Genomic DNA, 18,505 nt, shown 5'->3' on the forward strand with positions numbered 1-18,505 from the left:
AATAGGGCCATGCGGTTCCTCCGGCCCCTGGCCCTGCTGCTGGCTCTGGGGCTAGCCCTCCAGGGCCTTCTCACCAAGGGGCCTGCTCCCCTCTGGGCCGAGCCTGCACAAGGGGGCCCCGAGGCCCTGCAGGAGGCCTACGCCAAGGCCCACCCCGCCGTGTTGCACGTGGAAGGCTCCGAGGGCGGTCGGGGCACGGGCTTCTTTTACGCGGAGGGCCTCGTCCTCACCGCCTACCACGTGGTGGCCGAGGGGGGGCCTTTCCGGCTTTTCCTCTCCAACCGCACCCAAGCCGAGGCCCGGGTAGTGGGCTTCGCCGAGCCCTGGGACCTGGCGGTCCTGGCCACGGAGGCCGAGGCCCCGGCCCTCCTTCCCCTGGAGACAACCCGGCGCCCCCGGGTGGGAGAGGCGGTGCTCCACATCGGCAACGGGCGGAACCAGTTCATCGCCCCCCGGTACGGGAGGGTGACCCGCCTCGAGGCCAGCCCCTCCCCCTTCCTCCCCCAGGGCCTGGTGGAAACCTCCCTGCCCCTAGCCCCCGGGGACTCGGGGGGGCCGGTGCTGGACGCCGGGGGGCGGGTCCTCGGGGTGGCGGTGGCCATCGGGCAGACGGAGGAGGGCTTCCGGAGCTACTTCACCCCCCTTTTCGGTAGGCAGGAAGGCCTGGCGGGCCTGGAAAAGGGCGAGCGGAGCTACTGGCCCTACCTAGGCCTAAGGGGCCCCCGGGCCCTCACCCCCGAGCTCGCCCGGGAGCTCGGCCTCCCCCCGGGGGGCGTGCTGGTGGGGGAGGTGGTGCCGGGGGGGGCGGCCCACCGGGCGGGGCTTAGGGGCCTGGAGTCGGGTGGCGTCCCCGACGTGATCCTGGAGGTGAACGGCGTCCCCGTGAACGCCTTTGAGGACCTCCTTAGGGAGGTGCGCCGCTACCGGGTGGGGGATAAGGTCTGGCTCACGGTGCGGCGGGGCGGGGAGGTCTTCCGGGTAGAGGTCCTCCTAAGCCCCTTCCCCGGCCGCTAAACCCCTATAGGTGGGGAAGCCCAGACCCTCGGCCAAGAGCACCCCCCGGGCGATGGCCCGGGCGAGGGCGTCGGCGGCGTAGGCCCCGAGGCGGAGGAGGAGGTAGGGCTCCACCCCCTTCCCCTCCCCCAGGGCCAGGGCGAAGACCAGGTCCCCGTCCAAAGGGGTGTGGGCGGGGCGGAGGGCCCGGGCGAGGCCGTCTTGGGCCATGATGGCGAGGCGTTTGGCCTGGGCCTTGGTGAGGGGGGCGTCCGTGGCCACCACCGCCAGGGTGGTGTGCTGGCCGAGGAGGAAGGGGAAGCGGTAGTCCTCCTCCCGTCCCCGGTAGCGGGAGAGGTCGGGAAGAAGCGCCTTCTCCTCCGGGGCGAGGAGGCCTTCGGCGTAGAGCCTCCCCGTGAGGGGGTCAAAGGGGCGGCCGAGGCTGTTCACCGCGGCAAGGGCCATGACCCTAAAGCCCTCCTCCAGGAGGTAGCCCGCAAGGCCCACCCCACCCTTCACCCCGCCCGCCACGGCCCCCGTCCCCGCCCCCACGCTCCCCTCGGCCACCCCGCCTCCTGCGGCCAGGCAAGCCCCATACCCCGCCTCCCTTCCCGGGGGCCTGAAGGCCTCTCCCCGGCCCAGGTCGTAAAGCACCGCCGCGGGCACGATGGGCACCACGCCCCCGGGGGTAGGGAAGCCCTTTCCCCGCTCCCAGAGGTAGCGCACCACCCCGTCCGCGGCGGCAAGGCCCAGAGCGCTTCCCCCGGTGAGGAGGACCGCCTGGACCCTTTCCACGGTGTTCTCGGGGGCGAGGAGGTCCGTCTCCCGGGTGCCCGGGGCCGCCCCCCGCACGTCCGCCGCCGCCACCGCCCCCTCCTCCACCAGGACCACGGTGCACCCGGTGAGGGCCTCCCGGTCCGTGAAGTGGCCCACCCTAAGCCCGGGAAGGAGGGCTTTTTCCCCCCAAAGCGCTTCCGCCATGGCCCCAGTATGGGGTAGGCTAGGGGCCAGGACAAGGAGGGCACCATGTGGGAATACCTCATCCACGGCGAGCCCACGCCCAGGCTCAGGCCTTTTCTAGAGGGCGTCGGGAAGGCCCTCGAGGCCCAAGGCTTCCGCTTTAATCCGGAATCTGAAGCCCCCAACCTGGTCCTCAACGCCATCACCCCGGAAAACCCCAGGCCCTATCGCCGCAAGGCCCAGGCCACCTTCGTGGCCTCGGTCCTGGAGCTTCCCGCCTTTCCCCAAGACCCCTTGCGGGAGCTCTACCCCTACCTGGTCCGGGCGCTTTCCAACGTCCTCGTGGCCTACGTGCCGGGCCAGGGCGCGAGGTTCCTCACCCTGGAGCTCGGCCACTACGGGGAGCCCGAGGGGGAGGGGTTCTACGAGCGGGTGGCGGCGCGCCTAAGGCCCATCGCCTGCAGCCGCCTGGTCATCAACAACCTCTTTGAGCCGGACCTCGAGCCCGAGCTCTGGCAGGGGGACGAGCTCACGGAGAGCATGTACCGGGCGGGGAAGAAGCTCAAGGCGTGGGACCTCCTCCCCGCCCCCTTCCCCATCGAGGAGATCCTCTCCCCCGAGGACCTGCGGCACGTGAAACGGCTCTACGGCATCGGGGGGCTCTCCTACGGGAACCTCTCCGCGCGCAAGGACGAGCGGCGCTTCTGGATGTCGGCAAGCGGGGTGGACAAGGCGAACCTCAAGGAGATCGGCCGGGACATCCTCATGGTCAAGGACTACGACCCCGAAAGGAACACCATCCTCCTCTCCGTCCCCCCCCACGTGGAGCCGAGGCGGGTGAGCGTGGACGCCATTGAGCACTGGATGATCTACCGGGAGCACCCCGAGGTGGGGGCCATCCTCCACGTCCACGCCTGGATGGAGGGGGTGCCCGCCACCCCCTTCAACTACCCCTGCGGCACCTACGAGCTCGCCCAGGCGGTGGCGGAGAAGGTGCGGGAGGCCCCTGACCCCGCCCGGGCCGTGGTGGGGCTCAAGAACCACGGCCTCACCATCACCGGGCGTAGCCTGGACGAGATCCTGGAAAGGATCGAGGGCAAGCTCATCCGCACCGTGCCCATGGCATGAAGGCCCTCCTCTACACCCCATCCCTCCCCCGCTTCTTCGGGGCGAGGCTTCTCGGCAAGCGCTTTCCCAAAGGGCTTCTGCCCCTCGCCCTCAAAGAGGTGCCCCTTCCCGAAAGGGAGGGATTCGCGCGGGTGAGGGTGAGGCTGAGCGGGGTCTGCGGCTCGGACCTCGCCCTCCTCTACGGGAAAAGCCCCCCCTCCATCAGCCCCTTCTTCTCCTTCCCCGCGGTGCTGGGCCACGAGATCCTGGGGGAATACGAGGGGGCTCTCGTGGCGGTGAACCCGCTCCTCGCCTGCGCCGACCGGGGGCTTCCTTCCTGCCCCAGGTGCCAGGAGGGGGAGGAGGGGCTTTGCCAGAACGTGGCGGAAGGCCCCCTGGCCCCGGGGATGCTGGGCTACAACCGGGACCTCCCCGGGGGATGGGGGGAGTGGGTCCTGGCCCTCCCCGAAAGGCTCTACCCCATCCCCCAAGGGGTCCCCGAGGAGCGGGCCGTCTTCGCCGAGCCCCTGGCGGTGGTCCTGAGGGGCTTAAAAAAACTCAAGCCCTGGCCCGAGGAGGTCCTGGTCCTGGGGATGGGCACCCTCGGCCTCCTGGCGGTGAGGCTCCTAAGGGCCTTGGGCTACGCGGGAAGGCTTCTCGCCGTGGCCAAGTACCCCCACCAGGCGGAAAGGGCCAAGGCCTTCGGGGCGGACGGGGTTTACGCCAGCGCCAAGGAGGCCCTCTTGGCGCGGGCCCGGCGCTACCGCTACCTCCTCTTTGAGGGCTATAGGGGCGGGTACGAGGCGGTGGTGGAGGCCTCGGGAAGCGGCCGGGGCTTCCGGGAGGCCCTCACCCTCGCCCGGGAAGGGGGGAAGGTCCTCCTCCTGGGGGCGCCGGGGCTTGAGGTTGTGGACCTCTCCCCCTTCTGGTTCAAGGAGGTGGCCCTTTGGGGAAGCTACACCTACACCCGGGAGGAGTTCCGGGAAGCGGTGGGGCTTCTTCCCGAGCTGGAAGGCCTCGAGGCCCTGGCGGGAGGGGTCTATCCCCTGGAAGGGTGGCGGGAGGCCCTCAAGGCCCGGGGCAAAGCCCTCTTCCGGCCAAATGTGCCCTAAGGGGGACTGGCCCTTGGGGGAAGGGGGTATACTCTTGGGAAACCCCGGGAGGCGGCATGGCCTGGGAAGAGGCACCCTTTGAAGAGGCGGGGGAGCGGCTTAGGGCGCTCCTCAAGGAGGTCAAGCGGGTTATCGTGGGCCAGGACCGCCTCCTGGAGAGGATGCTGGTGGCCCTCCTGGCCCGGGGCCACCTCCTCATCGAGGGGGTGCCGGGCCTGGCCAAGACCCTGGCGGTGAAGACCCTGGCCGAGGCCCTGGGGGGAAGCTTCAAGCGCATCCAGTTCACCCCGGACCTGGTGCCCGCCGACCTCCTGGGGACCCGCATCTACAACCCCAAGGAGGGGGAGTTCAAGACCGAGCTCGGCCCCATCTTCGCCCACCTCCTCCTGGCCGACGAGATCAACCGGGCCCCGGCCAAGGTGCAGTCGGCTCTCCTCGAGGCCATGCAGGAGCGGCAGGTCACCTTGGGGAGGGAAACCTACCCCCTCCCCAAGCCCTTCCTGGTCCTGGCCACCCAGAACCCCATTGAGAGCGAGGGCACCTACCCTCTCCCCGAGGCCCAGTTGGACCGCTTCCTCCTCAAGGTGGTGGTGGGCTACCCCGCCTTCCACGAGGAGCTGGAGATCGTGCGCCGCATGACCACGGGGGAGGAGATCCGGGTGGAGAAGGTCCTCTCCTTGGAAGACCTCCTGGCCCTCTCCCGCCTGGCGGACCGGGTCTACGTCCACCCCAAGGTGGCGGAACACGCCGTGGCCCTGGTCCAGGCCACCCGGGACCTGGGAAGGGCAGGGCTAGAGGACCTCAGGCCCTACGTGGCCTTCGGGGCGAGCCCCCGGGCCTCCCTGGCCCTGGTCCAGGGGGCCAAGGCCCTGGCCCTCCTCCGGGGCCGGGCCCACGCCCTCCCCGAGGACGTGCGGGACCTCTATTTGGACGCCCTCCGCCACCGCCTGGTCCTCTCCTACCAGGCCCTGGCGGAAGGGGTGGACCAGGAGGCGGTGCTAAAGGCCATCCTGGACCGCTTCCCCCCGCCTTTCGTTCCCCTTCACGACCCCTATGGAGACGCCCGAAGCCCTCTTGGCCCGCCTGGAGCTTAAGGTGGTGCGTCCCCTGGACGGGCTCCTCTTCGGGGACTACCGGGGGGTGTTGTACGGCAAAAGCCTGGAGCTGGCCGAGATCAGCCCTTACGCCCCCGGGGACGAGGCCGAGCGCATAGACTGGCCCGCCACCGCCCGCACCGGGGAGCTTTACGTGCGCCGCTTCCGGGAAGAAAGGGAGCTCACCCTCTGGCTCCTTCTGGACGGAAGCCCCTCCATGCGCTTTGGCAGCAGGCGGCGGGAGAAGTACGCCCTGGCCCTGGAGCTCGCCCTGGCCTTGGCCTCCATCGCCCTAAGGCACGGCAACCGGGTGGGGGCCCTCCTCCCTTCGGGCCTCCTCCCCCCAAAGGGCGGGAGGACCCAGGCCCTCCTCCTGGCCCGGGAGGGGCTTAGGCCGGGAAAGACCCCCCCTTTAGGGGAGGCCCTGGACCTCCTGGGGCGGGTGGCCCGAAGGCGGAGCCTGGTCTTCCTTCTCTCGGATTTTCTGGATCCCTTTTACACGCCACTGGCCCGCCTCGCCGCCCGGCATGACGTGGTGGCCGTTTTGGTGGAAGATCCCTGGGAGCGGGCCCTGCCGGAGGCCGGGGTCCTAAGCTTTCGCGACCCCGAAACGGGAGAAAGGGCCGAGGTGAACACCCTGGACCCCAGGGTCCGGGAGGCCTACCGGGCAAGGGCCGAGGCCCTCCGCAAGGCCCGCATCCGGGAAATCCATAGGGCGGGGGCGGACCTCCTCCTGGCCTCCACGGAGATGGACCTGGTGCCCCTTCTCCTGGGATTTGTGGAAAGGGGGCGGAAATGGCCTTTAAGAGCCCGGAAGGCCTTCTCCTAGGGGCGGTCCTCCTGGGACTCGGCCTCCTCGCCCTCCTCCTGGCGCAGAGGAAGGGACGGGAGCGGCTTTACCGGACCCTGGACCCCGCCTTCGCCCCCAGGGGGCGCACCCTTCCCCTTCCCTACCTCCTCGCCCCCCTTTGCCTCCTCCTGGGGATGGGGGCCCCGGAGGCCACCCTGCCCGCCCGGGAGAACCTCACCCAGGTGGCGCTGGTGGTGGACACCAGCCACTCCATGGCCGCCGACGACGAGGCCCCGAGCCGCATGGAGAAGGCCAAGGCCTTGGCCCGGGCCTTTCTCCGGGGCCTGGACCCCTCGGTGAAGGTGGGCCTGGTGAGCTTCGGGCCCCAGGCGGTGCTGGTCCTCTCCCCCACCCGGGACCGGAGGAGCCTTCTGGAGGCCCTGGAGGGCTTGAGGCCCGGGGGGACCACCCCCTTGGGCAACGGCCTCCTCCAGGCCAAGCGCCTCCTAAGGCCCGAGGGCCCGGAGCGGGACCTTCCCCGGGAAAAACCCCCTGCCGCCCTCCTCCTCCTCACGGACGGGGCGGCCAACGCCGGGCAAGACCCCCTGGAGGTGGCGGCGGAGCTTTCCCGGGCGGGGCTTCCCGTTTACGTCCGCCCCCTGGGGGACCCCCGGGGAGCGGTGAGCCGGATCGGGGAGGGGCTCTACTTCGTGCCCGCAGACCCCCTCCGCCTCCTGCGCCTGGCCCAGGCCACGGGGGGAAGGGTGCTGGAGGAGGACTTCCACCCCCTCTACCAGGCCCTAAGGCCCCACTACGCCTGGCAGGCCCGCCCCCAGGACCTCTCCCAGGCCCTGGTGGTTTTGGGGTTCCTCCTCCTGGCCTTTGGGGCCTATAGCGAGCTCGCCCGGGAAGGGAGGTGGCCGTGAGCCTCCTGGCCCCGGAGGCCTTAAGCCTCCTCCTCCTCCTGGCCTTCCTCCTCCTGGGGCTTTATCGCAGAAGGCCCAAGGCCTCCCTTCCCCACCCCCTCCTTCCCCTCCTTAAGGAGGCGGCCCAGGCGGCCCGAGGGCCCCTTCCCTGGCTCCCCACGGCCCTCTTCGCCCTGGGCCTTGGGGTCCTGGCCCTGGCGGCGGCACGACCCCTCCTCACCCTCCCCGGCCAGACCAGCGGCAACGTGGTGGTGCTGGCGGTGGACGTGAGCCGGAGCATGATGGCCACGGACCTGAAGCCCAACCGCCTCGAGGCCGCCAAGGAGGCTGCCCGCACCTTCCTCCAGGAAGCCCCCAAGGGGCTCCGCGTGGGCCTCGTGGCCTTCAGCGGCTACGCCCAGACCGTCCACCCTCCCACCGCCGACCGCAGGCGCCTCCTGGAGAGCCTCCAAAGCCTGGAGTTCGGCCGCTCCACGGCCATCGGGGAGGGGATCCTGGAGGCGTTGCGCCAGATCCGGGAGGCCGGGGGCAAGGGGGAGGTCCTCCTCCTCACCGACGGCCGCAACCGCACCGGGATAGACCCCCTGGAGGCCGCGGGGGAGGCCCAGAGGATGGGGGTGCGGGTGCACACCGTGGGGGTGGGGGTGCCGGGCTGGACCCCGGGGCCCGAGGACCCCGCCTTCGGCTTCGGTTTTTGGGGGGCCTACGAGGTGGACGAGGAGCTCCTCTGGGCCATCGCCGAACTCACGGGGGGAAAGAGCTTCCTGGTGCGCTCCAGGGAGGAACTTGCCCAAATCTACTTGGAGCTGGCCAAGGAGGTGCGCCTCGAGGCCCGCCCCACGGAGGCCACGGGCCTCCTGGGAGCGCTGGGGGGAACGCTGGCCCTTTTGGGCCTGGCCCTAAGGCGCTACCTGAGCCCCCTCTAGGAGCCCCCGAAGGGGTTGGGCACGGGCTCCACCGGGAAGAGCTCCTGGGGCTCCCCCCCGGGCACGGGAAGCATGCGAAAGAACTGCCCGTTGAGAAAGAGGTAGACCTGGGGCTCGCAGGCCCCTTCGCCCGGGGCGGGAAGCTGGACGGCCAAGGCCCCCGCCTCCGGCCCCCGGACCATAAAGGCCACCCCCGCCCCCAGAAGCCCCCCCAGGGCGAGGCCCACAAGAAAGGACCGCATGGGTCCACCCTAGCACCGCCCCGCCGGGAGGGAAAAGGGCCCCTGACACCCTTTGTTCCCCAGGCCATCTTCCAGGGGCGGGTCTTCCCCTAGGCTGACCTCGCGCGCGCCACGGCCTTCCTCCTCTGCCTGGGCTTCCTCCGGGCCGCCGCCCTCTCCCCCGGGGACAAGGCTCCCCTCCTCGAGGCCGAGGACAGCTACGGCCGCCCCGTGGTCCTCTAAGCCCCGGGTGCACCGCCCAGGCCAAGCGGTACTCGGAGCTTTACCCCGAGTTTCAGAGGCTCGGGGCCAGGGTCTACGGGGTGAGCCACGACCCCGCCGCCGAACAGTGCGACTTCGTGGAGAAGCTTGCCCTAAAGGGCGGCATGATTCCCGATCCCCAGGGCCGCCTCGCCCGGGCCTACGGGGTGCGGAGCCTCCTCGGCTTCTACCGCCGGGACACCGTCCTCCTCAACCCCGAAGGGCGGGTTGAGCGCATCTGGCGGAGCGTGAACCCCTTCAAGGACGCGGACACCGTGCTCGCCTACCTTAAGGAACGGACCCGCTAAAGGCCCTTCTCACGGAGGAGGCTTAAGATGTAGGGCGTGTACGCCCTCCGCGAGGCCCTTCGCCAGATCCTGAGGCACCCCACGGCCAGCCTCGCCACCTTCTTCACCGCCTTGGTCTCCTTCGCCCTCCTCTACTTCCTGGGCCTTCTCCTCTGGAACCTGGAAAAGGTGGTGCAGAGCCTGGAAAAGGAGCTGGAGGTGGCCGCCTTCCTCAAGGGGGACACCCACGTGGAGGCTTTGCTCACCGAGATCCAGGCCTGGCCCGAGGTGGGGGAGGTGCGCCTGGTGCCCAAGGAGGAGGCCCTGGCCCAGCTGGTCCTGGACTACCCCTACCTGGCCGAGGCCAAGGACCTGGTGGGGAATCCCCTCCCCGACACCCTGCGGCTGCGGCTGAGGAACCCGGAAGCGGTGCGCGCCGTAGCCGAGCGCCTCCGGAGGCTTCCCGGGGTGGAAGGGGTGGAATACGGAGGGGAGCTCACCGAGCGCCTGGTGCAGGTGCTCGCGGGAAGCCGCCTGGCCATGGGGGTGCTGGTGGGGCTTCTCCTCCTCAACACCTTCTTCAGCGTGATGGGCTCCATCCGCCTTTCGGTGGAAAGCCGCAAGGAGGCGCTGGCCATCATGCTCCTGGTGGGGGCCACACGGCGCTTCGTCCAGGGGCCCTTTGTGGTGGAAGGCCTCCTCCTGACCCTGGTGGCCGGGCTTCTGGCGGTGCTTTCGGGAGGAGGCCTCTATCTGGGGCTTTCCCGGGCCCTCCAGGGCCTCCTCCCCTTCCTCCCGGTCCTGGGCCCGGGGGATCTCCTGCGAACCGCCCTGGGGGTCCTCTCCCTGGCCCTGGTGCTGGGGGCAGGGGGAGCCTACATGGCCAGCCGGGCCTACCTCAAGGAGGTCTAGGGTGGTGCGGCTTGGGCTTTGGCTTTGCCTTCTCCTCTCCTTCCTGGCCCTGGGGCAGGACGTGGCCACCCAGGAAAAAAAGGTGCGGGCCCTGGAGGCCGAGGCCGCCCGGGCCCGGGCCCTGGACCAGAAGGTCCAGGAGCAAATCCAGCGCCTCAACCGCGAGCTCGCCCGCCTCTCCCAGAGGGTGCAGAACCTCCTTTCGGAAAAGACCCGCCTGGAGGGGGAGATTCGCCGCCTCGAGGGGGAAAGGCAAGCCCTGCGCCGGGAAATCGCCCGGCTCAAGGAGAGTATCCGGGAGACCGAGGCCCGGATCGCCAAGCTGGAAGCGAACCTCGAGGCCCTGAAGGGGAGGCTTGCGGCCCTCATGGGAAGCCTCTACCGGGAGCGGTCCGGCCGGTACCTGCCCCTCCTTCGGGCCCAGTCCTTCACCGACCTGGCGGTGCGGGCCCGCTGGGTGGGCTACATCTCCCGGCAGGACACCGAGCTGGTGCGCCTTTTCCAGGCCACCCTCAAGGCCCTCAAGGAGGAGCGGGAGCGCCTGGCCCTCCTTCTCCAAGACCTCACCGCCAAGGAAAGGGCCCTGGCGGAGAACCAAAAGGAGCTGGAATCCCAGCGCCAGAGCCTCGAGGCCACCCTGAAAAGCCTCCGCCGGGAAGAGGAGGGCAAAAAGGCCCTCCTCCGGGACGCCCTCAGCGAACGCCAGCGCCTGCAAAGCGCCCTGTCCCAGCTCCAGGCCCGGGTGCTCTCCGAAAGGCAGAGGCTCCTGGAGCTCCAAAGGCAGGAGGAGGAAAGGCGGCGCCAGGAGGCCGCCCAGAGGCAGCAGGCCGCCTCCAGGTCTTCTCCTCAGGTGGTGGTGCCTCCTCCGCCCCTTCCGGCCGCCGTGGGCCGCCTGGCCTTCCCCCTGCCCGGGGGAAGGGTGCTGGTGCCCTACGGCCAAGAGGGGCCCTTCCAGGTGATCCAGGGGCCCGCCCCGGGAAGCCCCGTCCAGGCGGCGGCGGAGGGGTACGTGGCGGGGATCCTCTACCTGCCCAACCTGGGCTACACGGTGATGCTGGTGCACACGGAAACCCTCTCCACCGTGTACACCAACCTGCAAGAACCCCTGGTGCAGGAGGGGGAGCGGGTGCGCCAGGGCCAGGTGCTGGGCTACACCGGCGGAGGGCTACTCATCCCCCCAGACGAGCTGGAGTTCCGGGTGGCGGTGCGGGTGGGAGGGGAGACCCGCTTCGTGGACCCCTCGGCCTACTACTAAATACCCCACCGCGGCTTTCGCCGCGGCGGGGGCCCCCAAAAAGCTTTTTCCCAGCCTCAGTTCGTTGCGAAACCAAAGCGCGGGCGCTTAGGCGGGCTCTATGAGCCCGTAGTTGCCGTCCTTGCGGCGGTAGATGACGTTGATCTCGTCGGTCTTGGCGTTGCGGAAGACAAAGAAGTCGTGCCCCAGGGCCTCCATCTGGAAGGCGGCCTCCTCGGGGTCCATGGGCTTCATCTCAAAGCGCTTCACCCGCACGATCCTGGGGCCTTCCTCCTCCTCGGGCTTGCGCAGGGCCTCGAGGTCCCGCACCTCGGGGGGAGGGGGACCCTGGTAGGAGTGGCGTTTGCCCAAGTAGCGGCGCTCCTTGAAGCGCTTGAGCTGGGTCTCCAGGCGGTCCACCATGCGGTCAATGGCCACGTAAAGGTCGGGGTCCTCCTCCTCCACCCTTACCAGCCCCCCGGGGAGGTCCACCTGCACCTCGGCCTTGGCCTTGCGCTCCACGTGCTGGCTTCCCGCCAGGGAAAGGACCACCTTGGCCATGAGCTCCCCGTTTTGGTAGCGGTCCAGGCGGGAAAGCTTTTTCTCCACGTAGTCCCGGATGGCGTCGGTGATCTCCAGGTTGCGGCCGATGAGCTTGTAGATGTTCATGCGCCCTCCTTTCCGCCCCGGTCAGGGCTTTCCCTTACCCTTATGCTACCACCTTCCCCGGGACGCTCGTCCCGCACCACCTGCCCCGCCTTCAGCACCACGACCCGGGTAGGGTAGGCCTCCAAAAGCTCCCGGCTATGGGTGGCCACCACCACCGTGGCCCCCCGCTGGTGGGCGGCCTTGAGGATGTCCAGCACCTGGAGGGCGTTCTCCGGATCCAGGTTGCCCGTGGGCTCGTCGGCGAGGATGACCGGGGGGTCCAGAAGAAGCGCCCGGGCCAGGGCCACCCGCTGGGCCTCCCCCACGGAAAGCTCCTCGGGGAAGGCCCGCTTCTTGTGGGCAAGCCCCACCCGGCGAAGGGCGGTGGTGATCCTTTCCGGCCACTCCCTACGGGGAACGCCCTGGACCTGGAGGACGAAGGCCAAGTTCTCCTCCACGGTCATGTCGGCGAGGAGCCGGTGGTCCTGGAAGACCATGCCGATCCGGCGGCGGTGGAGGGCGATGCCGTCTCCCTTTAAGGCCTTCAGGTTCTGCCCGGCGAAGTAGACCGCTCCCTGGGTGGGGATAAGCCGCCTGAGGATGAGGGCCAGAAGGGTGGACTTTCCCGCCCCCGAGTGCCCCACCACGAAGACGAACTCTCCCTTCTTGACCTCGAGGTTCACGTTGTAGAGGGCCTTGGTCTTGGTGCGGGGGTACTCCAGGCTCACCCGGTGGAAGGCGATCATGCCCCCACTATAGGGGAGGTGGGGCACGCTTTGTTCTCATGGAAAGGCGCTATAGTGAAGGCGAGTGAGGGAGAAGATGAAGCGAAGCGCATGGGTCATCGCAGGGCTTGGGGTGCTCTTGGCCTTGGTCTACGCCCAGCTCCCCCGCCCCCAGGCGGAAAACCTGTTGCAGAACCCCAACGGCCAGGCCCTTCTGGAGGTCTACCAGAGGATCCAGCAGGACTACCTGGAGTCCCTTCCCCGGGAAAAGCTGAACAAGCTCCTGGAGGGGGCCATCGGGGGGATGGTCCAGGCCCTCGAGGACCCCTTCACCAGCTACTCGCCGCCCCAGCGGGCGAGCCTGCGGCAGGAAGACCTAAGGGGGGAGTTCTACGGCATCGGGGCCACCCTCACCCCCGCCAACCCCGACGGCACCGGGGCCAGGATTGAGGGGGTGATGAAGGGGCTTCCCGCCCAGCGGGCGGGCCTCAGGGCCGGGGACGTGATCCTCGAGGTGGACGGGGAGGACGTGACCAAGCTTCCCCTCCAGGAGGTGGTGGCCCGCATCCGCGGCCGGGAGGGGACCAAGGTCACCCTCAAGGTGCGCCGGGAAGGGGTTCCCGCCCCCTTGGTCTTTGAGCTCGTCCGGGAGAAAGTGGAGATCATCTCGGTCTCCACGGGCAGGATTGGGGACGTGGGCTACGTGGCCCTGGAAACCTTCGCCAACTTCAAGGTGGAGGACCAGCTGAAGAAGGCCATAGAGGACCTAAAGGCCCAAGGGGTAAAGAAGCTCATCTTTGACCTCCGGGACAACGGCGGCGGCCTCCTGGACCAGGGGTGCGCCGTGGCCAGCGCCTTCCTGAAGGAAGGACCCATCGTCTACACCCGCACCAAGAACCTCACCCGGGTCTGGTGCGAGGCCACGGGAAGGCCCCTCTGGGACGGGCCCATGGTGGTCCTGGTGAACGGGAACTCCGCCTCGGCCAGCGAGATCGTGGCCGGGGCCCTCCAGGACTACGGCCGGGCCAAGCTTATCGGGGAGAAGACCTTCGGCAAGGGCGTGGGCCAGACCCCCTACACCCTGGCCAACGGGGGCGAGCTCACCCTGGTGACCTTTGAGTGGCTCACCCCCAAGCGCCGGGCCATCAACAAGGAGGGCCTAAAGCCCGACATCGAGGTCAAGGACACCCGCTTCCCCACCCCCTTCTCCCTCCAGGGAGCGGGGGCCCCGCCCGGGGCGGAGGTGACGGTGACCCTAAACGGCAAGACGGTGAGGGTGAAGGCCGACGGGGAAGGCAAGTTCACCTACGCCGAGCCCCAGCGGCAAAGGCCCCTCCCCGAGGAGCGGGGCCAGGCCGCGCTGGACCCCGAGAACGACGCCATCCTGAAGCGGGCCCTGGAGGAGCTGAACCGCTAAGTACCCCGTTGCGGCGAAAGCCGCAACGGGGGCCCCAAAAGGGGCTTCGCGTGCCTTAGGGTAAGGCTGTAGACCGAGAGCCCCGGGCTTATTTCACCACCGCCCCGGGCGGCACCTCCCCCTCCACGGTCACCAGGGCCAGGGCCTCCCCCTCCTGGGCGGCCAGGATCATCCCCTGGCTCTCAATGCCCCGGAGCTTGGCGGGCTTGAGGTTCGCCACCAGGACCACCTTCTTGCCCACCAGCTCCTCGGGGCGGTACCACTTGGCGATCCCCGAGACCACGGTGCGCTCCTCGTTCCCCAGGGAAAGCCGGAGGACGAGGAGGCGGTCGGCGTTCGGGTGCCTCTCCGCGGCCACCACCTCCGCCACCCGGAGCTCCACCTTGGCGAAGTCCTCTATGCCGATGCTCTCCCTGGCCTCCTCCTTGGAAGCGGCCCTTCGCTCCTCCTTCGGGAAGAGGACGGGAGCCTCCTCGGGGATGGGATGGGGCTCGGCCAAGCCCCAGCGCTCGGCCTCCTCGAGGCGCACCTCCTCCTTAAGCCCCAAGGCCCGCCTAAGCTCCGCCATCTTGTCCGGCATGGCGGGGGTGAGGAGGATGGAGGCGATCCTGAGGCCCTCCACCACCCGGTAGAGCGCGGCCCGGGCCTCCTTCGGCTCCTTCTTGGCGAGCTCCCAGGGCTTCTTCTCGTTGATGTAGCGGTTCAAGGCCTTGACGTAGGCCATGGCCTCCTCGAGGGCCACGTGGAACTTGAGCTCCCGCACCAAAGGCCTTAGCCTCCCGGCAAGCCCCGTCCCCTCGGCCAGTTCCTCCCCCGCCACGGGCTCGGGGACGCGGCCCTCGGCAAAGCGGAAGAGCATGGCCCGGGTCCGCTGCACCAGGTTCCCCAGATCGTCGGCCAGGTCGGCCTCGTACCGGGTCTTGAGGGCTTCCTCGCTCACCGAGGTGTCCTGGCCGTAGGGGATCTCCCGGAGGAGGTAGTAGCGCAGGGCATCCCGGCCGTACTTTTCCAGAAGGGCGAAGGGGTCCACCACGTTCCCCAGGGTCTTGGACATCTTGCGCCCGTCCGGGCCCAGCAAAAACCCCCCCACGTTCAGGTGGCGGTACATGGGGATCCCTGCGGCCTTCAGCATGGTGGGCCAGAAGACGGCGTGGGGCTTCAGGATGTCCTTGCCGATGAGGTGCCAGGCGTGGGGCCAGAAGGTCCGGTAGGCCTCCCCCTCGGGGTAGCCCAGGGCGGAAACGTAGTTCAGGAGGGCGTCAAACCAGACGTAGGTGACGTGGTTCTCGTCCCAGGGGAGGGGGATGCCCCAGGGGACGCGGGATTTGGGCCTGGAGATGGAGAGGTCCCCGATGGGCTCGGCGAGCATGGCCAGGACCTCGTTCCGGTACCCCTCGGGGCGGATGAGGTCGGGGTTTTCCTGGATGTACTCCTGGAGCCAGGGGCGGTACTTCTCCATGCGGAAGAAGTAGTTCCCCTCCTTCCGCCGCTCCACGGGCCGCCCGTGGATGGGGCAGAGGCCCTCCACGAGTTCCTTCTCCGTGTAGAAGCGCTCGCAGGAGACGCAGTAGAGGCCCTCGTACTCCCCGTAGTAGATGTCCCCGGCCTCGTAGACCTTCTTTAGGACGAGCTCTACCACCTTCTTGTGCCTTTCCTCCGTGGTGCGGATGAAGTCGTCGTAGGCGATGCCGAGGAGGTCCCAGGCCCGCTTGAAGCGCCTGGAGACCCGGTCCACGAAGGCCTTGGGGTCTTCCCCTGCCCTCTCGGCCGCCCGGTAGACCGTCTCCCCGTGCTCGTCGGTGCCGGTGAGGAAGAAGGTGCGGTAGCCGTCCAGGCGGTGCCATCGGGCCAGGAAGTCCGCCACCACCGTGGTGTAGGCGTGGCCCAGATGGGGCTCGGCGTTCACGTAGTAGATGGGGGTGGTCACGTAAAAGACCTTTTCCATGCGCCCTCCCTAAAAAAAACCGGGGCACGCGCCCCGGGCGGGGAAGCCTCCCCGCCCTAGGGCCGGGGCATGCCCTTCATGGCCCCCATTCTACGGCAGAAGCTCCTCCACCCCAAAAGGCCCCGCCACCAGGGCCCGGGTGGCCATCCCCACGAAAAGCCCCGTCTCCACCACCCCAGGGATCTCCAAGAGGGCCCGGTGCAGGCCCAGAGGGTCCCCGATGGGGCCGAAGCGGCAGTCGGCGATGAGGTGGCCGTTATCGGTGAAGTAGAACTCGTCCCCGTCCATGCGGAGCTCAGGCTCCCCCCCCAGATCGGCGATGGCCCTGAGGGTCGCCCGGTGGCCGAAGGGGACGATCTCCACCGGCACCGGCCCCCGGCCCAGGACGGGCACCTTCTTGGTGTGGTCGGCGATGACCAAAAACTCCTTGGCCGAGGCCTCCACGATCTTCTCCCTGAGAAGGGCCCCGCCCATGCCCTTGACGAGGGCGAGCCCCGGGGCGATCTCGTCGGCCCCGTCTATGGCCAGGTCCACCCCTTCGGGGGGAAGGTCCACCAGGGGGATGCCCTCCCGCTTGGCGAGCTCCTCCGTGGCCCTGGAGGTGGGTACCCCCACCACCCCCCTAAGCTCCCCCTCCCGAAGGCGCCGGGCGAGCTCGAGGACGGCGTAGCGGGCGGTGGAACCCGTGCCCAGGCCCACCACCATCCCCTCCTGGACGTAGGCGACGGCGGCGTGGGCGGCCTCTTTCTTGTAGCTCTCCAAGGGACGCTCCATCAGGCCCCCCTAAGCGCCTCCAGGGCCTCCGCCACCTCGAGGGCATGCCCCTCGGGGGAGACCTTGCGCCAGACCTTGGCGATGCGGCCCTCGGGGTCAATGAGGAAGGTCTGGCGGAGCACCCCCTCCACCTCCTTGCCGTAAAGCTTCTTCTTGCCCCAGGCGCCGTAGGCCCCGATGACCTTCCGCTCGGGGTCGGCGAGGAGGGGAAAGTTCAGGCCGTACTTCTCGGCGAAGCGCTTGTGGCTTTCCACGTCGTCCGCCGAGACCCCGAGGACCACCGCCCCCAGGGCCTTTAGGCTTCCCATGTGGTCCCGGAAACCGCAAGCCTCCTTGGTGCACCCGGGGGTGTCGTCCTTGGGGTAGAAGTAAAGGACCACCCACCGCCCCCGGTAATCGGAGAGGCGGTGGACCTTGCCCTCCTGGTCGGGGAGGGCGAAATCCGGGGCGGGCGTGCCTTCCATGGGGGGCATTATAGCTTGTAACCGAAACGGCGAAGCAGGTCCTTGCGCCAGGCCACCTCGGCCTCGTCCTCCACGCCTAAGGGCGTGAAGCCGTCCATGACCCCGAGGATGGCCCTCTGCTCTCCCTCCTCGGCCACCACCACCTTAAGGGGGTTGGCGGTGGCGGCGAAGATGCGCACCACCTCGGGACAGGCCTTCACGGCGTGGAGGACGTTGATGGGGTAGAAGCCCTCGCCCAAGACGATGAGAAAGGCGTGGCCCGAGGCCAGGTTGAGGAGGTTCTTCACGGCGAGCTCCACCAGCTCGGGGTCCGTCCCCGAGCGGCGAACGAGGCGCTTGCCGCTAGCCTCGGAGAAGGCGAGGCCGAACTTGATGCCGGGCACCGCCGTCACCAAGGCCTCGTGCAGGTCCTCCACCGTCTTGATGAAGTGGGCCTGGCCCAGGATGACGTTCAGGTTCTCGGGCTTCTCAATGGGAACCAGCTTGAGCTCCATGCCTCCGATTTTACCCAAGGCCACCCCTGGCCTTGGGGTCTTGGGTGTAGCATAGGGGCCATGGACGTCCTGGAGAAGGCCGTGGCCGGGGAGAGGCTTTCCGAGGCCGAGGTCTTGAGCCTCTTTGACCTGCCCCTGCCCGAGCTCGCCGCCGCCGCCCACGAGGTGCGGCTCAAGAAAACCGACCCCGAGGTGGTGACCTTTCTCATAGACCGCAACATCAACTACACCAACGTCTGCACCGTGGCCTGCGCCTTCTGCGCCTTTTACCGCACCAAGCGGCAGAAGGACGCCTACACCCTGGGCTACGAGGAGATCGCGCAGAAAGTGGAGGAGCTTTACCGGGTGGGGGGGAAGCGGATCCTCATGCAGGGCGGGGTGAACCCGGAGCTTCCCCTGGAGTGGTACCTGGACCTCCTCCGCTACCTCAAAAGCCGCTTCCCCGACCTGCGCATAGACGCCTTTAGCCCCGAGGAGATCCTGGGCCTAGAACGCCTCACGGGCCTTAGGGCGGAGGCGATCCTGGAAAGGCTCAAGGAAGCGGGCCTGGACGGGATGCCGGGAGCGGGGGCGGAGATCCTGGTGGACGAGGTGCGCCTGAAGGCGGCTCCCGCCCGCATCCGGACGGCGGACTGGTACCGCATCGTGGACGCCGCCCAGGCCCTGGGGCTTTACACCCTGGCCAGCATGGTCATCGGCTTCGGGGAGGGCAAGGGGGAAAGGACCGCCCACCTCCTGGGCCTCCGCGCCCAGCAGGATAGGGCTTTGGAACGCTACGGGAACGGCTTCGCCGCCTTCGCCCTCTGGACGCTCCAGGTGGAGCACACCCGCCTCAAGGGCAAGGCCCCAGGGGCCACGGCCCACGAGTACCTGAAGACCCTGGCCGTCGCCCGCCTCGCCCTGGACAACTTCGCCCACTTCCAGGCCTCCTGGCCCACCCTGGGCTTCAAGGTGGCCCAGACGGCCCTCTACTACGGGGCCGACGACTTCGGGAGCACCATGCTGGAGGAAAACGTGGTCTCGGCGGCGGGGGGGCACGGGCGCACCCACGCCACGGTGCGCCAGATCGTGCGCCACATCGTGGACGCCGGGTTCAAGCCCGCGGAAAGGGACCCTCTCTACCGCATCCTCCGCTACCCGGACCCCGAGGCCCTCCTCCGCGAGCCCGATCCCGTGGAGCTGCCCCTGGCCTAATGCCACCCCATGCCGGCCCAA

The 18,505-nt window shown here is 69.1% G+C and carries 20 protein-coding genes; 12 read left to right on the forward strand and 8 right to left on the reverse strand.

The window, feature by feature from the left end:
* Positions 1–9: 9 nt before the first annotated feature.
* Complete coding sequence (locus ACY5J6_RS08310) at positions 10–1,014, forward strand: S1C family serine protease (RefSeq protein ID WP_462844515.1); 1,005 nt, start codon at positions 10–12, stop codon at positions 1,012–1,014.
* Here the strand turns inward: ACY5J6_RS08310 and ACY5J6_RS08315 are convergent.
* Positions 991–1,974 (reverse strand): P1 family peptidase, encoded by a 984-nt coding sequence (locus ACY5J6_RS08315; protein WP_462844516.1) that lies wholly within the window; start codon positions 1,972–1,974, stop codon positions 991–993. The two genes, ACY5J6_RS08310 and ACY5J6_RS08315, sit on opposite strands and share 24 nt — an antisense overlap.
* A 45-nt stretch (positions 1,975–2,019) precedes the next feature.
* On the opposite strand from ACY5J6_RS08315, the gene ACY5J6_RS08320 reads away from it, so the two are divergent.
* From ACY5J6_RS08320 to ACY5J6_RS08345, 6 genes are read left to right on the forward strand one after another with little or no spacing between them, the layout of a single operon-like run.
* Entirely contained in the window at positions 2,020–3,081 is a 1,062-nt protein-coding gene (locus tag ACY5J6_RS08320; RefSeq protein WP_462844517.1) for a class II aldolase/adducin family protein, read from the forward strand.
* Positions 3,078–4,172, forward strand: coding sequence for a zinc-dependent alcohol dehydrogenase (locus ACY5J6_RS08325; protein ID WP_462844518.1), 1,095 nt, complete (start codon positions 3,078–3,080; stop codon positions 4,170–4,172). The genes ACY5J6_RS08320 and ACY5J6_RS08325 overlap by 4 nt, the downstream gene beginning before the upstream one ends.
* Before the next feature lie 56 nt (positions 4,173–4,228).
* Entirely contained in the window at positions 4,229–5,266 is a 1,038-nt protein-coding gene (locus ACY5J6_RS08330; protein ID WP_462844519.1) for an AAA family ATPase, read from the forward strand.
* Complete coding sequence (locus ACY5J6_RS08335; protein WP_462844520.1) at positions 5,226–6,095, forward strand: DUF58 domain-containing protein; 870 nt, start codon at positions 5,226–5,228, stop codon at positions 6,093–6,095. Before ACY5J6_RS08330 ends, ACY5J6_RS08335 begins: the two co-directional genes overlap by 41 nt.
* Positions 6,062–6,982, forward strand: coding sequence for a vWA domain-containing protein (locus ACY5J6_RS08340; RefSeq protein WP_462844521.1), 921 nt, complete (start codon positions 6,062–6,064; stop codon positions 6,980–6,982). Before ACY5J6_RS08335 ends, ACY5J6_RS08340 begins: the two co-directional genes overlap by 34 nt.
* Complete coding sequence (locus ACY5J6_RS08345; RefSeq protein ID WP_462844522.1) at positions 6,979–7,908, forward strand: vWA domain-containing protein; 930 nt, start codon at positions 6,979–6,981, stop codon at positions 7,906–7,908. The genes ACY5J6_RS08340 and ACY5J6_RS08345 overlap by 4 nt, the downstream gene beginning before the upstream one ends.
* On the opposite strand, the gene ACY5J6_RS08350 is transcribed toward ACY5J6_RS08345, so the two are convergent.
* Complete coding sequence (locus ACY5J6_RS08350; RefSeq protein WP_462844523.1) at positions 7,905–8,150, reverse strand: hypothetical protein; 246 nt, start codon at positions 8,148–8,150, stop codon at positions 7,905–7,907. The two genes, ACY5J6_RS08345 and ACY5J6_RS08350, sit on opposite strands and share 4 nt — an antisense overlap.
* A 125-nt stretch (positions 8,151–8,275) precedes the next feature.
* Between ACY5J6_RS08350 and ACY5J6_RS08355 the strand changes: the two genes are divergently transcribed.
* The 3 genes from ACY5J6_RS08355 to ACY5J6_RS08365 are packed head-to-tail and all read left to right on the forward strand — an operon-like array spanning position 8,276 to position 10,844.
* Positions 8,276–8,698: a peroxiredoxin gene (locus tag ACY5J6_RS08355; protein ID WP_462846510.1), complete on the forward strand. Its 423-nt coding sequence runs from the start codon at positions 8,276–8,278 to the stop codon at positions 8,696–8,698.
* 36 nt (positions 8,699–8,734) lie between these two features.
* Positions 8,735–9,589 carry a cell division protein FtsX gene (locus tag ACY5J6_RS08360; RefSeq protein WP_462844524.1) on the forward strand — a complete coding sequence of 285 codons (855 nt, stop codon included), beginning with the start codon at positions 8,735–8,737 and terminating at the stop codon, positions 9,587–9,589.
* A 4-nt stretch (positions 9,590–9,593) separates the two neighbouring features.
* The gene (locus tag ACY5J6_RS08365) at positions 9,594–10,844 is read left to right on the forward strand and encodes a murein hydrolase activator EnvC family protein (RefSeq protein ID WP_462846511.1); all 1,251 of its coding nucleotides are present in this window, start codon (positions 9,594–9,596) and stop codon (positions 10,842–10,844) included.
* A gap of 87 nt (positions 10,845–10,931) precedes the next feature.
* Here the strand turns inward: ACY5J6_RS08365 and hpf are convergent, their stop codons facing one another.
* Positions 10,932–11,492 (reverse strand): ribosome hibernation-promoting factor, HPF/YfiA family, encoded by a 561-nt coding sequence (hpf, locus tag ACY5J6_RS08370; RefSeq protein ID WP_462844525.1) that lies wholly within the window; start codon positions 11,490–11,492, stop codon positions 10,932–10,934.
* A complete protein-coding gene (gene ftsE, locus ACY5J6_RS08375; protein ID WP_462844526.1) occupies positions 11,489–12,217 on the reverse strand; it encodes a cell division ATP-binding protein FtsE in 729 nt (242 codons plus the stop codon). The genes hpf and ftsE overlap by 4 nt, the downstream gene beginning before the upstream one ends.
* A 76-nt stretch (positions 12,218–12,293) precedes the next feature.
* Here ftsE and ACY5J6_RS08380 point away from each other — a divergent pair, with 76 nt between their 5' ends.
* Positions 12,294–13,613 (forward strand): S41 family peptidase, encoded by a 1,320-nt coding sequence (locus ACY5J6_RS08380; protein ID WP_462844527.1) that lies wholly within the window; start codon positions 12,294–12,296, stop codon positions 13,611–13,613.
* 88 nt (positions 13,614–13,701) lie between these two features.
* On the opposite strand, the gene metG is transcribed toward ACY5J6_RS08380, so the two are convergent.
* The 4 genes from metG to ACY5J6_RS08400 all read right to left on the reverse strand — a co-directional run bounded on the left by metG (position 13,702) and on the right by ACY5J6_RS08400 (position 17,290).
* Positions 13,702–15,558: a methionine--tRNA ligase gene (metG, locus tag ACY5J6_RS08385; RefSeq protein ID WP_462844528.1), complete on the reverse strand. Its 1,857-nt coding sequence runs from the start codon at positions 15,556–15,558 to the stop codon at positions 13,702–13,704.
* Between the two features lie 90 nt (positions 15,559–15,648).
* Positions 15,649–16,332, reverse strand: a complete 684-nt coding sequence (gene rpiA / locus ACY5J6_RS08390; RefSeq protein WP_462844529.1) for a ribose-5-phosphate isomerase RpiA — start codon at positions 16,330–16,332, stop codon at positions 15,649–15,651.
* Positions 16,332–16,805, reverse strand: coding sequence for a thioredoxin-dependent thiol peroxidase (gene bcp / locus ACY5J6_RS08395; protein ID WP_462844530.1), 474 nt, complete (start codon positions 16,803–16,805; stop codon positions 16,332–16,334). Before bcp ends, rpiA begins: the two co-directional genes overlap by 1 nt.
* Positions 16,805–17,290 (reverse strand): adenosine diphosphatase, encoded by a 486-nt coding sequence (locus ACY5J6_RS08400; RefSeq protein WP_462844531.1) that lies wholly within the window; start codon positions 17,288–17,290, stop codon positions 16,805–16,807. Before ACY5J6_RS08400 ends, bcp begins: the two co-directional genes overlap by 1 nt.
* A 60-nt stretch (positions 17,291–17,350) precedes the next feature.
* Here ACY5J6_RS08400 and mqnC point away from each other — a divergent pair, with 60 nt between their 5' ends.
* Positions 17,351–18,484 (forward strand): cyclic dehypoxanthinyl futalosine synthase, encoded by a 1,134-nt coding sequence (gene mqnC / locus ACY5J6_RS08405; protein ID WP_462844532.1) that lies wholly within the window; start codon positions 17,351–17,353, stop codon positions 18,482–18,484.
* Positions 18,485–18,505 lie beyond the last annotated feature (21 nt).

It is taken from the genome of Thermus sp. H19.2 (assembly GCF_054979525.1).

Bases quoted from the DNA above. Each gene is read 5' to 3' on its own strand.
- ACY5J6_RS08315 (WP_462844516.1), bottom strand. From the start codon at position 1,974: ATGGCGGAAGCGCTTTGGGGGGAAAAAGCCCTCCTTCCCGGGCTTAGG.
- rpiA (WP_462844529.1), bottom strand. From the start codon at position 16,332: ATGGAGCGTCCCTTGGAGAGCTACAAGAAAGAGGCCGCCCACGCCGCC.
- ACY5J6_RS08340 (WP_462844521.1), top strand. From the start codon at position 6,062: ATGGCCTTTAAGAGCCCGGAAGGCCTTCTCCTAGGGGCGGTCCTCCTG.
- ACY5J6_RS08320 (WP_462844517.1), top strand. From the start codon at position 2,020: ATGTGGGAATACCTCATCCACGGCGAGCCCACGCCCAGGCTCAGGCCT.
- ACY5J6_RS08335 (WP_462844520.1), top strand. From the start codon at position 5,226: ATGGAGACGCCCGAAGCCCTCTTGGCCCGCCTGGAGCTTAAGGTGGTG.
- ACY5J6_RS08350 (WP_462844523.1), bottom strand. From the start codon at position 8,150: ATGCGGTCCTTTCTTGTGGGCCTCGCCCTGGGGGGGCTTCTGGGGGCG.
- ACY5J6_RS08400 (WP_462844531.1), bottom strand. From the start codon at position 17,290: ATGGAGCTCAAGCTGGTTCCCATTGAGAAGCCCGAGAACCTGAACGTC.
- metG (WP_462844528.1), bottom strand. From the start codon at position 15,558: ATGGAAAAGGTCTTTTACGTGACCACCCCCATCTACTACGTGAACGCC.
- ACY5J6_RS08310 (WP_462844515.1), top strand. From the start codon at position 10: ATGCGGTTCCTCCGGCCCCTGGCCCTGCTGCTGGCTCTGGGGCTAGCC.
- ACY5J6_RS08325 (WP_462844518.1), top strand. From the start codon at position 3,078: ATGAAGGCCCTCCTCTACACCCCATCCCTCCCCCGCTTCTTCGGGGCG.
- bcp (WP_462844530.1), bottom strand. From the start codon at position 16,805: ATGCCCCCCATGGAAGGCACGCCCGCCCCGGATTTCGCCCTCCCCGAC.
- ACY5J6_RS08380 (WP_462844527.1), top strand. From the start codon at position 12,294: ATGAAGCGAAGCGCATGGGTCATCGCAGGGCTTGGGGTGCTCTTGGCC.
- hpf (WP_462844525.1), bottom strand. From the start codon at position 11,492: ATGAACATCTACAAGCTCATCGGCCGCAACCTGGAGATCACCGACGCC.
- ACY5J6_RS08330 (WP_462844519.1), top strand. From the start codon at position 4,229: ATGGCCTGGGAAGAGGCACCCTTTGAAGAGGCGGGGGAGCGGCTTAGG.
- ftsE (WP_462844526.1), bottom strand. From the start codon at position 12,217: ATGATCGCCTTCCACCGGGTGAGCCTGGAGTACCCCCGCACCAAGACC.
- mqnC (WP_462844532.1), top strand. From the start codon at position 17,351: ATGGACGTCCTGGAGAAGGCCGTGGCCGGGGAGAGGCTTTCCGAGGCC.